The following is an 11,285-nucleotide window of genomic DNA, read 5'->3' as shown; positions in this document are numbered from 1 at the left end:
TTTGGCCAAACCCCAAGCAAGCCAGGCACTGAACAGCCCGAACATCGCCGTCATTCCCCAGGGCGACCTGATCAGCAGTTACAAAGCCTCGCGTTGGAGTGACCCTGCCCCCGTGTTGCTGCGCAATCGCCTGCTGGATGGCTTTCAGCGTGACGGCCGGGTACCGTTACTAAGCACTGACGACAGCAACTTCCAGGCGGACCTGGAGCTCGGTGGCAATTTGCAGGCGTTCCAGACCGAGTATCAGGGCACGCAGGCCAGCGTTGTGGTGCGGGTCGATGCGCTGTTGGTGCGCGGTTATGACCAGCGGATTCTCGCCAGCCGGCGCTTTGAAGAGCGCCAGCCGCTGAATGATGTGCAGGTGCCTGCGGTGGTCGCCGGGTTTGGCCAGGCGAGCGACCAGTTGACGGCGCAGGTGGTGGATTGGGCGGTGGCGCAAGGCCAAAAAGCAGTCCCGCCGCGGCGCCCGTAAACCCGGCACATTTCCTCTATAGGAGCGAGCTCGCTCGCGATAGCGCTTGAGAGTGCTGCTGGATGTCAGGTTGCCTGCGTCATCGTTCACGACCCTCGCGAGCCAGCTCGCTCCTACAAGGGACGGTTGTTAGCCGAAGAACCAGTAGCAAACGGCGATTGCGCCGACTACTCCGGCGAATTCCGCCAATAAAGCGCAGCCAACAGCATGCCGCGCCCGCTGAATGCCCACCGCGCCGAAGTACACCGCCAACACATAGAACGTCGTCTCGGTACTGCCCTGGATCGTCGCCGCGACCAGTGCCGGGAAGCTGTCGACGCCCGAGGTCTTCATGGTTTCAATCAGCATCGCCCGCGCGGCGCTGCCGGAGAACGGTTTGACCATCGCCGTCGGCAATGCATCGACGAACCGCGTGTCCCAACCGGCCCACTCGACCAGATGGCGAATGCCTTCAAGGCCGAAGTCCAGTGCGCCTGATGCACGCAGCACGCCGACCGCACACAGCATCGCCACCAGATAGGGCAGCAGGTTCTTGGCGACGTCGAAGCCTTCCTTCGCGCCTTCGACGAATGCTTCGTAGACCTTCACTTTGCGTAAGGCACCGATCAGCAGAAACAGCATGATCAGCCCGAACAGCGTCAGGTTGCCGAGGATCGACGAAAGTCCCGCCAACGCCGTGGCCGACAGCGTCGCCAGCAACGCCATGAAACCACCGAGGACGAGGGCGCCGGGAATCAGATACGCCAGCACGACCGGATCCCAGATCCGCAGGCGTTGCATGAACGCCACCGAGAGGAAGCCGACGATGGTCGAGCAGCTGGTCGCCAGCAGGATAGGCAGGAACACCAACGTCGGGTCCGGTGCGCCTTGCTGGGCGCGGTACATGAAGATCGTCACCGGCAGCAGCGTCAGCGAAGAGGCATTGAGTACCAGGAAGAGGATTTGCGCGTTGCTGGCAATGGTCGGGCTGGGGTTGAGCTCCTGCAGTGCCTTCATGGCTTTCAAGCCGATTGGCGTGGCAGCATTGTCCAGGCCCAGGCCGTTGGCGGCGAAGTTGAGGGTGATCAGGCCGATCGCCGGGTGACCGGCCGGCACTTCCGGCATCAGCCGTAGGAACAGCGGCCCCAACGCTTTTGCCAACCAGTCGACGATGCCGGCTTTCTCGGCGATTCGCAGAAAGCCCAGCCAAAGGGTGAGGGTGCCAAACAACAGGACCATGACTTCGACCGAGAGCTTGGCCATGGCGAAAATGCTCTCCACCATCGCGGCAAAGATCCCGGCGTTGCCGCCAATCAACCACTGCGCCAGCGCCGATACGGCGGCCACGATGAAGAAGCCAAGCCACAGGCCATTAAGCATCAGTCAAATCCCCCGAAGAATGCGGCGAATGATAGCGGGGTGGCCAGAAACGACAAACCCCGGATTTCTCCGGGGTTTGTCTGGAACTGCTGGCGGCCCATTTACATGGATGGCCTCAACCTATTGTAGGAGCTGCCGAAGGCTGCGATCTTTTGATTTTTTAAAAATCAGGATCAAAAGATCGCAGCCTTCGGCAGCTCCTACAGAGTGATCTGCACCCCAAAAGTCATGATGAATGTTCAACATTTTGGGGGCAGACCAGCGTGAGTCAGTTTTTGGAAACTTCACCTGCCGGCAGTTTTTCCTTGCTGCGCCAGTGCGGCAGGGAGTTCCAGTAGCGCTCGCCCTTGGCGTCGTCGTACATGCCTTCCCAACGCGAGATGACCAGCACGGCCAAGGCGTTACCGATCACGTTCAGGGCGGTACGCGCCATGTCCATGACACGGTCGACACCAGCGATGAACGCCAGACCTTCCAGCGGGATACCCACGCTGCCCAGAGTGGCCAGCAGCACCACGAAGGACACGCCCGGCACGCCGGCGATGCCTTTGGAGGTGACCATCAGGGTCAGCACCAGCAGCAGTTGCTGGCTGATCGACAGGTCGATGCCGTACAGCTGCGCAATGAAGATTGCCGCGATGCTCTGATACAGCGTCGAGCCGTCGAGGTTGAACGAGTAACCGGTCGGTACCACGAAACTGCAGATGGCTTTCGGCGCGCCGTAGGCTTCCATTTTCTCGATAACCCGCGGCAGCACGGTTTCGGAGCTGGCGGTGGAGTAGGCCAGTACCAGCTCATCCTTGAAGATGCGCATCAGCTTGATCACCGAGAAACCGAACATCTTGGCGATCAGGCCCAACACCACGAAAGCGAAGAAGGCGATGGCGAAGTAAACCAGCACCACCAGTTTGGCCAGTGGCAGCAGGGACGCGAAGCCGAAGTTGGCCACGGTCACCGCGATCAGTGCGAACACGCCAATCGGGGCATAGTTCATGATCATGTGGGTGACCTTGAACATGCTTTCCGACACGCCCTGGAACATGGTGACCAGCGGATCGCGCAATTCCGGTTTCAGGCTCGACAGACCGAGGCCGAACAATACCGAGAAGAAGATGATCGGCAGCATTTCGCCGCGGGCCATGGCCGCGAAGATGTTCGAAGGGATCAGGTTGAGGATGGTCTCGACGAACGCGTGCTCATGCTGAACCTCGGCGGCCGTCGCCTGGTACTTGGAAATATCCACAGTACCCAGGGTGCTCATGTCGATGCCGGTGCCCGGATGAACCACGTTGGCCAGGACCAGACCAACGAGGATGGCGATGGTGGTGACGATTTCGAAGTAGATGATGGTCTTCAGGCCGATGCGGCCCAGCTTCTTGGCGTCGCCCACGCCGGCGATGCCGACGATCAGGGAGGAGATGACGATCGGGATCACGATCATCTTGATCAGACGGATAAAGATATCGCCTGCCGGTTGCAAGACGTTGCTGATCCACCAGGCCTTCTCGGCACCGAAATGGTTGAGCAGCGCACCGATTGCAATCCCCAATACCAGACCGATCAGGATCTGCCAGGCGAGGCTAAGCTTTGCCTTCTTCATATCTTTACCCTTACTTGCGTTTGACTCAGGCACATGCAGGAACTGGAACGCTTTCTAGCGGAAAAGTCTGTGCATCTGCCTCCGTATAAGGTGCCCCGGAGCGCTTGTTGGTAGCTCTTCGGCAGGCGAAAAAAGGCGCAACTATTCCGATGCAAGGTTGCGCCGTCTAATGCCGTAAACGCCTACCCTATGCCGAATCGGCATGAGCTTTTTTAAATGAAACTGGCGTCCCAACCGGTTCGATTGTGACATTTCGGCCGGCATAAGTGCCGTGAACCGGCCATCACAGCGAAGGTTGGTTGTTTTTTGATCAACCGCAGAAAGGGATTTTGGAGCAAAATTCGATGATCAGAAAGTCAAATAGCCTTGAAAAATCAGGTTATTTTTCTCGATGTACGGTCGTCAGGAAACACCGGGAAATGTATTTTTCCGGTGTGGTTGATTCGAATTGTAGAGAGGAAGGTGCAAACGAGGATTGAGTGCTAACCGAATGCCTCGATTGCATAAGCTCTTCGCAGGTTCGTCGACATTGAATATCGCGAACCTGCGGCGCAGCTTTTTTACCTGCCCTGACCCGGCCCTTGCGCAGGCACTCCCTGTACCCGTAGGTCACTCCGACCCTGTAACAGTCAGAACGTCCCGGCCCCTTGGTCATGCGCCGACCCTCCTCGGATCGGCGCAATGGAAGGCAGCAGGGCTGCTGCCTTCATGTTCAATACCATTTAGGATCTTTCTTCAGCGTTTCCATCAGCAGATTCTGCATGCCCTCATTCGGCTTGCCGAGGAAGCGGTAGGTGGCATGTCGCGTTGGCGACTTGTCGGCCGGCAATCCTTCGGGCACATCGACGAGCATGGCGTAAGCGTCTTTCTTGTCGAAGCTGAATGCGACGATCAAGCGGTGGTTCAGGCACTTGTCCGCAGATTCGCAGAGAGGGCCGACCAGATACTTGTCGCCATCTTCAGTCACGGCATTCATCTGTTGGTCCGGCGTACCGGAAAGGTTCATCACCCATTCCGGCAGGCGTTCTTCCTTCTTCACCACGCCTTCCCAGGTTTCCCTGTACTGCGGGTCCGAACTCAACAGTTCATTGACCCGCGCCTGGCCATCGTTGGCCGCCATCGCCATGGCACTACCGCCCAGAAGCAGGGCGGCTGCCAGTGTCTTTAACGCACTCATCGTTAACCTCGGCCGCGACGGCCAAAGAAGAAGGAAGCGATGAACATCACCAGGAACACGACAAAGAGAATCTTGGCGATACCCGTGGCGGTGCCCGCGATACCACCGAAGCCCAGTACTGCAGCGATGATGGCAATGATCAAGAATGTAATTGCCCAGCTCAACATGGTGATTCTCCTTACTTCTCTATTTAGGGGTGTTGCTTTTGGTGCTTTTCCCGGCGCAAGCAGCGCGCCAAGTCTGGTGATCAGAACACCCAGCGCTCCTGACGAGGCATCTCATTCGCAGGCTGTGCCTGGTCGACGTCCATCATCCGCAGGGGTGCTATCTGCCGCTTGACTGCTGGCGGCTCTGAAGTGGGTTTGAGTCGGATATTTGAATGACAGCTGCGGCGCTTCCTGCTGCTGGCTTTGTTCCCAACGCTGGAATTGCTGGCCGCCAATCAATGTGATCAAAAGCGCAAGTACAGCGAATAGACCTTGCTGGATGTGCAGGGGCGAGATGCGCAATTGGGCGGCACGTTGGCGATTCATCCGGAAACTCCTCCCACTTCGGTGGTGATCTTGTTGTGGGCGATCTTTTGCCCTGATTACCCAGACTATTGCAGCCTGCATGCCAGCTTTTTCATAAGAAAAAACTGTTTAAAAACAATGACTTAAAAGATTGTTAAAAATCACATTGAACGCATCCTGCACGATGGGCTCTCTACGGTCGTGCGTAATGCACGATAATGCCGTAGGAACTTTCATTCTTTTTGAATTGAGAGGAGGGCGCGGATGTCAGAAATGGACGTGGGCATTTGCCCAAAAAACCGTATTTCACAAAAAATCCTGTTAAATCAAGCCTTTGTCCGACGAGGCGGTAGATAGCTACCCTTCCTTTGATGAAAAGGCACAGAATCAACCATGCAACTTGCCCGATTTTTCCGGGACTAACCTCAGACCAATCACTATGGAGCGTAGGAAAAATGGAATCTGCCACTGAGCATCAAGGCCGCATTCTGCTGGTGGACGATGAGTCCGCCATCCTGCGTACCTTCCGTTATTGCCTCGAAGACGAAGGCTATACGGTGGCCACTGCCAACAGCGCGGCTCAGGCCGACGCACTGCTGCAACGTCAGGTCTTTGATCTGTGCTTTCTTGACCTGCGTCTGGGCGAAGACAACGGCCTCGACGTCCTGGCGCAGATGCGCATCCAGGCGCCGTGGATGCGCGTGGTGATCGTCACCGCGCATTCGGCTGTAGATACCGCCGTGGACGCGATTCAGGCGGGCGCCGCTGATTACCTGGTCAAGCCTTGCAGCCCTGATCAGCTACGTCTGGCCACCGCCAAGCAACTGGAAGTGCGTCAACTGTCGGCGCGTCTCGAAGCGTTGGAAGGCGAGATCCGTAAACCCAAGGACGGTCTCGATTCTCACAGCCCGGCGATGAAAGTCGTGCTGGAAACCGCGCGGCAAGTGGCCGGTACTGACGCCAATATTCTTATCCTCGGCGAATCGGGTACCGGTAAAGGCGAGCTGGCCCGGGCGATTCACGGCTGGAGCAAGCGCGAGAAGAAATCCTGCGTGACCATCAACTGTCCGTCGCTGACGGCGGAATTGATGGAGAGCGAGCTGTTCGGCCACAGTCGCGGTGCGTTTACCGGCGCCAGCGAAAGCACCTTGGGGCGAGTCAATCAGGCGGATGGCGGTACGCTGTTTCTCGACGAGATCGGCGACTTTCCCCTGACGTTGCAGCCTAAGTTGCTGCGTTTTATTCAAGACAAGGAATACGAACGGGTCGGGGATCCGGTGACTCGGCGTGCCGATGTGCGGATTCTGGCGGCGACCAACCTCAATCTCGAGGACATGGTGCGCGACGGTCGTTTCCGTGAAGACCTGCTCTATCGCCTCAACGTCATCACCCTGCATCTGCCGCCACTTCGCGAGCGCGCCGAGGACATCCTTAACCTGGCCGACCGCTTCCTTGCGCGCTTCGTTAAAGAGTACGCGCGTCCGGCGCGGGGCTTCAGTGATGAAGCGCGCGAAGCACTGCTCGGTTATCGCTGGCCGGGCAACATTCGTGAACTGCGCAACGTGGTCGAGCGCGCGAGCATCATCTGCCCGCAGGAGCGTGTGGAGATCAGCCATCTGGGCATGGCCGAGCAACCGGCCAATAATGCGCCAAGAGTCGGTGCAGCGCTAAGTCTGGACGAGTTGGAGAAGGCTCACATCGGCGCGGTACTCGCCACGGCGGGTACGCTGGATCAAGCGGCAAAAACCTTGGGCATCGACGCCTCGACCCTTTATCGCAAGCGCAAGCAGTACAACCTGTGAGTCATCCCCGATGAAACTGGCGATGAAGTTGCGCACCCGGCTCTTCCTGAGCATTTCCGCGCTGATCACCGTCGCGCTGCTTGGGCTGTTGCTCGGGCTGGTCAGCGTGATGCAGATGGCCAGTTCCCAGCAGTCGCTGGTTCGCAACAATTTCGCCACCCTGGATCTGGGGCTGAAACTGCGCCAGACCCTGGGTGACCAGTTGGTCGTCATGCTCAGCGAGAACCCGGACCGCGCTGCTTTCGATAAATCCAGGGATCACTACCTGCAGTTGCTCGACGAAGGCATTGCCCACGAACAGGTGAGTGACGGCTTCAAGTACGGTTTCAAGCAGGCCAAGGCTGACTACCAGGATTTTTGCAGGCCTACGCGGATACACGTAGCCCCTCCCATCTGTTGAGCGGAAACGAAGAGCTCACGGAAAAATTCAACAAACTGCGCAATGGTCTGCTTTCCGAGCACAAGCGCGCCCTGGATGCCATCTATGCAACCGAACGCTCAGCGCGAGACCGTGCCTTGCTGGTAGCCGGTCTGATCGGGCTGGTTGGCCTCGCGGTGCTGATTATCGGCTTTGTCACTGCCCATGCCATTGCCCGGCGTTTTGGTGCTCCGATCGAGGCGCTGGCGCAGGCGGCTGACAATATTGGCCAGGGCAATTTTGAGGTCACCCTGCCGATATCGTCAGCTGCGGAGATGAATCTGCTGACCAAGCGGTTTGGCATCATGGCCGAGGCCCTGCGCGAGCATCAGGCAACCAATGTTGACGAATTGCTCGCCGGCCAACAGCGCCTGCAAGCGGTGCTCGATAGCATCGATGACGGTTTGTTGATGATTGACCGCGAAGGACACCTGGAGCATTTGAACCCAGTGGCCCAACGGCAGCTGGGCTGGGATTCGGACCGCTTGGGGCAGGGGTTGGGTTCGGCCCTCGAACGTCCGGAGCTCGATGGGCAGCTGCAGCTGGTGTTGCGCGGCGGCACCCTGGAGCGGGCTCCCGAAGACCTGAGTATTGAGGTCGACGGCGAATCGCGGTTGCTCACCTACAGCTTGACGCCTGTGAGCCACACCCAGGGGCATATCCTCGGCGCGGTGATGGTGCTGCACGACGTAACCGAACAGCGTGCATTCGAACGGGTGCGCAGCGAGTTCGTGCTGCGGGCTTCCCATGAGCTGCGCACACCGGTCACCGGCATGCATATGGCGTTCGGCCTGTTCCGGGAAAGGGCCAAATTCCCGGAGGATTCTCGTGAAGCCGATCTGCTGGATACGGTAAACGAAGAGATGCAGCGGCTGATGCAGTTGATCAACGATCTGTTGAATTTTTCTCGTTACCAGAACGGTCTGCAGAAGCTCACGTTGGCGCCGTGCTCCATCGAAGATCTGCTGGAACAGGCCCGGGTACGTTTCTGTGGGACCGCTCTTGCGAGCAATATCGATCTGGTGGTGGAAGTGCAAGACCCGTTGCCCCGGCTGCAGGCCGACCAGGCGCAGCTGGATCGTGTACTGGATAACCTTATTGATAATGCGCTGCGCCACACCTCCCCGGGCGGGCAGATTCGCCTGCAGGCAAGACGCCACGGCGAACGTGTGATCATCAGCGTAGAGGACAACGGCGAAGGAATTGCCTACGGCCAGCAGGGGCGGATTTTCGAACCTTTCGTGCAGGTCGGTCGCAAGAAAGGCGGCGCGGGCCTCGGCCTGGCGCTGTGCAAGGAGATCGTCCAACTGCACGGTGGGCGGATGGGTGTTTATTCGCGGCCGGGGCAGGGCACGCAGTTCTACATGGCCCTGGCGGTCTGAAGCGTGGTCAGGCTTCGTCGTCCAGCCGCCGAGCCGCGAGGCGGCGGCCACGGGTGATCAGCTCAATGAACTGCACCGCGCTCAGCGCATGGGCGAACAACCAGCCCTGACCAAACTTCACGCCCTCGCTGCTGAGCAATTCAGCTTGCGATTCGAGTTCGATGCCTTCGGCAATCACCTTCAAATCCAGTGCCTGCGCCATGTGAATGATGTGCGGAGCGACGCCGCTGCTGGCGGCATCATGGCCGAGCGCGTCGATGAACGCTTTATCGATTTTCAGGCAGTCGACCGGCAGGGTTTGCAGGTAGGCGAGGCTGCAATAACCGGTGCCGAAGTCGTCAATGAGCACTTGATGGCCGACATCGCGCAGCGCTTGCAGGTTTTCCCGCGCGACCACTACATCGATCAAACCGCGTTCGGTGACTTCAAAGGCAATCTGTCGCGCCGCGACCCGGTGCAACGTCAGCAACCGCGCCATGACCTGGCCAATGCGCGGCACCATCACATCGCAAGCGGCGAGGTTGACCGAGATATACAGCTGCGGATTGGCCCGCAGTAGCTGGCCCAGTTGCTCCAGCAAGCGTTGGAGGACGAAGTCGGTCATCTGACGGATCTGTCCGGTGTTTTCAGCCATCGGGATAAACAGGTCGGGGCTGGTGAGCGTGCCGTCCGGTCGGCGCCATCGAAGCAAGGCTTCGGCGCCGACGCAGTTGCGGCTGTCGAGGTCGAAGATCGGTTGGTAGAGCACCTGCAATTCGCCTCGACGGATCGCGCCGTGGAGTTCGGCATCCAGCGACTGGCGCTGGCGCACCAGCAGGAAGACCAGAAACCCGACAAAACCACCCAGCACCAGGCTGGCCGGGACCAGCCACCACCAGACCGGCGGCACGTGGATGCCCGTGCGCGGTGAGATCAGCACCAGCTGATAGGCGGGGTTGTTGGTGGGCATGCGGTAGATCAGGTGTGTCTGGGTAATCTGCAAGGCATCGCGGCTTTTTGGCGACCAAACTTCCAGCGGCGGCCAGGCCTGCTCCGCACCGAGAACCGGTATGGCGCGTTTGCCATGATCCAGCACCACTAAAAGGCTGCTGCCGGGCGACAGATCGACCATGTCGGTCAAATGGCCGCGCGAGGTGGCCACCCGAAAATTGCCCCGACCGAGCATCAGCGCTGCGCGGTTTTCATCGGGTTCGGTGGTGGTGTTCAGCCAATAGCTGTAAGTCGGGCCTTTGATGTCCGGCGCGCGGACAACCGATAAGCCTTCCTGACGCGGACGGTTTGAACAGATCCGCGAGGCGTCCATATAAGCGGCTTCATAGACGAAACGATAGTTGAAGGTGACTTGTTGCAGGGTGGCGATCATTTCATCGTCACAACTGCGTAAGGGTTGGGCTTCGAGGTCGTCGAGACTTTCGCGCAACTGGCCGAACAATTGTTCAAGACGAGCGAGGAAACGTTCGCCTTGCGCGTTCATTTCCTGGCTCTCGCTTTGTTCGACCTGACGCATCGCTACAAACAAACCGCCGGCGATCAACAGGCTGGCACTGAGGACAGCCGCGATCATCGCCAAAAACCAGGGGCGATAAAACCAGCTACGCAGCGTCTCTCGGGTAGCAACCATCATGGAATATCCGAAGAGTTACCAATGAGTTATAGCTGCTGGTTGAGTAAAACGCCCTGACCGTCGGGCGGGCGTCATTATTTTGTCTGATTGAGTACCAGCAGCAGCGCTGCCGTTTGCGCGTCCGGCGTGCCGTCGAAGCGCGAGGGCCGGAAGTGCATCTGAAAGGCGGCGAGAACATGTCGCGTGGCGACGTCGAGTTCGCCGGTCTGCGGGGTGTCGTAACCCAGGTGTGCCAGCTGCGCCTGGAACCAGCTGATGCTCGGCAGTTCGCTGCTGTTGAACAGCGCTTGCTGACGCGCCACCGCTTGTTCATTCGGCCAGATGCCGAGTCCTTCAGCGGCAAGGCGTTTCCAGGGGAACAACGGTCCCGGATCGAGTTTGCGCAGGGGGGCGATATCGCTGTGACCGATGATGTGGCGGGGGCTGATGCCGTTGCGCTTGCTGATGTCCTTGAGCAGCGCGATCAGTGCTTGAATCTGCGCCTCACTGTACGGATACCACAGGCGCCCGGTCGGGGTGTCCTTGAAGCCGGGATTGACGATTTCGATGCCGATAGAGCTCGAGTTGAGCCAGGTGCGGCCTTGCCATTGGCTTTCGCCGGCGTGCCAGGCCCGCTGGTTTTCATCCAGCAGTTTGTAGACGGTGCCACGCGTGTCGTCGCCGATCAGGTAGTGGCTGCTGACTTCGCCGTGGGTCAGCAGTTGCAGCGAGCGTTCCAGCGAAGCCGAGGTGTAATGCACGATCACGAACTGGATGCGGCTGTCGTGATTGGCCGAAGGGTGGCTGGTGTCGTAGCGCGGACCGCTGGCACAACCGGCGAGAACGAGCAGGGAGGCGAGAAGGGCAAAGAATTTCATGGCAGAAGGCAGTACACAGAAGACGATAATGCAACAGTGTAACGTACTGCCTGGCGTCTCGACGGCCAGCGGCCGCATTTAA

8 protein-coding genes and 2 pseudogenes are annotated in these 11,285 nt (G+C 58.9%); 3 read left to right on the top strand and 7 right to left on the bottom strand.

What is annotated here, in order from left to right; translation table 11 throughout:
• Window positions 1–472: ABC-type transport auxiliary lipoprotein family protein (locus JFT80_RS17900; RefSeq protein WP_201148761.1), on the top strand; the 472-nt coding region annotated here is incomplete at its 5' end.
• A 129-nt stretch (window positions 473–601) separates the two neighbouring features.
• Here JFT80_RS17900 and JFT80_RS17895 read toward each other — a convergent pair.
• The 5 genes and pseudogenes from JFT80_RS17895 to JFT80_RS17875 form a co-directional block, all read right to left on the bottom strand.
• Window positions 602–1,831 carry a nucleoside recognition domain-containing protein gene (locus JFT80_RS17895; RefSeq protein ID WP_201148760.1) on the bottom strand — a complete coding sequence of 410 codons (1,230 nt, stop codon included), beginning with the start codon at window positions 1,829–1,831 and terminating at the stop codon, window positions 602–604.
• Between the two features lie 268 nt (window positions 1,832–2,099).
• On the bottom strand, window positions 2,100–3,431 hold the full coding sequence (gene gltP, locus JFT80_RS17890) for a glutamate/aspartate:proton symporter GltP (protein ID WP_201148759.1): 1,332 nt from the start codon (window positions 3,429–3,431) through the stop codon (window positions 2,100–2,102).
• Window positions 3,432–4,143: 712 nt separating this feature from the next.
• Window positions 4,144–4,608 (bottom strand): inhibitor of vertebrate lysozyme family protein, encoded by a 465-nt coding sequence (locus JFT80_RS17885; protein WP_201148758.1) that lies wholly within the window; start codon window positions 4,606–4,608, stop codon window positions 4,144–4,146.
• A 2-nt stretch (window positions 4,609–4,610) separates the two neighbouring features.
• Window positions 4,611–4,775, bottom strand: coding sequence for a DUF1328 domain-containing protein (locus JFT80_RS17880; RefSeq protein ID WP_003177151.1), 165 nt, complete (start codon window positions 4,773–4,775; stop codon window positions 4,611–4,613).
• A gap of 80 nt (window positions 4,776–4,855) precedes the next feature.
• Window positions 4,856–5,141: pseudogene (locus tag JFT80_RS17875) on the bottom strand (hypothetical protein).
• 434 nt (window positions 5,142–5,575) lie between these two features.
• Between JFT80_RS17875 and algB the strand changes: the two are divergent.
• Window positions 5,576–6,922 (top strand): sigma-54-dependent response regulator transcription factor AlgB, encoded by a 1,347-nt coding sequence (algB, locus tag JFT80_RS17870; protein WP_201148757.1) that lies wholly within the window; start codon window positions 5,576–5,578, stop codon window positions 6,920–6,922.
• Window positions 6,923–6,932: 10 nt separating this feature from the next.
• Window positions 6,933–8,722 (top strand): annotated as a pseudogene (locus JFT80_RS17865) (KinB sensor domain-containing domain).
• A 7-nt stretch (window positions 8,723–8,729) separates the two neighbouring features.
• Here JFT80_RS17865 and JFT80_RS17860 read toward each other — a convergent pair.
• Together JFT80_RS17860 and JFT80_RS17855 are read right to left on the bottom strand one after the other, a co-directional pair.
• Complete coding sequence (locus JFT80_RS17860; protein WP_201148763.1) at window positions 8,730–10,343, bottom strand: EAL domain-containing protein; 1,614 nt, start codon at window positions 10,341–10,343, stop codon at window positions 8,730–8,732.
• 77 nt (window positions 10,344–10,420) lie between these two features.
• Window positions 10,421–11,203 carry an N-acetylmuramoyl-L-alanine amidase gene (locus JFT80_RS17855; protein WP_201148756.1) on the bottom strand — a complete coding sequence of 261 codons (783 nt, stop codon included), beginning with the start codon at window positions 11,201–11,203 and terminating at the stop codon, window positions 10,421–10,423.
• Window positions 11,204–11,285: the final 82 nt, after the last annotated feature.

Origin of the sequence: Pseudomonas sp. TH10 (assembly GCF_016651255.1) — a bacterium.
In the GTDB taxonomy this organism is placed as follows: domain Bacteria; phylum Pseudomonadota; class Gammaproteobacteria; order Pseudomonadales; family Pseudomonadaceae; genus Aquipseudomonas.
The sequence above is the reverse complement of the archived record's forward strand: the minus strand, read 5'-3'. Positions and strand labels throughout refer to the sequence as shown.

Excerpts from the sequence above, each read along its gene's own strand:
- JFT80_RS17895 (WP_201148760.1), bottom strand. The coding sequence starts at position 1,831 with ATGCTTAATGGCCTGTGGCTTGGCTTCTTCATCGTGGCCGCCGTATCG.
- gltP (WP_201148759.1), bottom strand. The coding sequence starts at position 3,431 with ATGAAGAAGGCAAAGCTTAGCCTCGCCTGGCAGATCCTGATCGGTCTG.
- JFT80_RS17885 (WP_201148758.1), bottom strand. The coding sequence starts at position 4,608 with ATGAGTGCGTTAAAGACACTGGCAGCCGCCCTGCTTCTGGGCGGTAGT.
- JFT80_RS17880 (WP_003177151.1), bottom strand. The coding sequence starts at position 4,775 with ATGTTGAGCTGGGCAATTACATTCTTGATCATTGCCATCATCGCTGCA.
- algB (WP_201148757.1), top strand. The coding sequence starts at position 5,576 with ATGGAATCTGCCACTGAGCATCAAGGCCGCATTCTGCTGGTGGACGAT.
- JFT80_RS17860 (WP_201148763.1), bottom strand. The coding sequence starts at position 10,343 with ATGGTTGCTACCCGAGAGACGCTGCGTAGCTGGTTTTATCGCCCCTGG.
- JFT80_RS17855 (WP_201148756.1), bottom strand. The coding sequence starts at position 11,203 with ATGAAATTCTTTGCCCTTCTCGCCTCCCTGCTCGTTCTCGCCGGTTGT.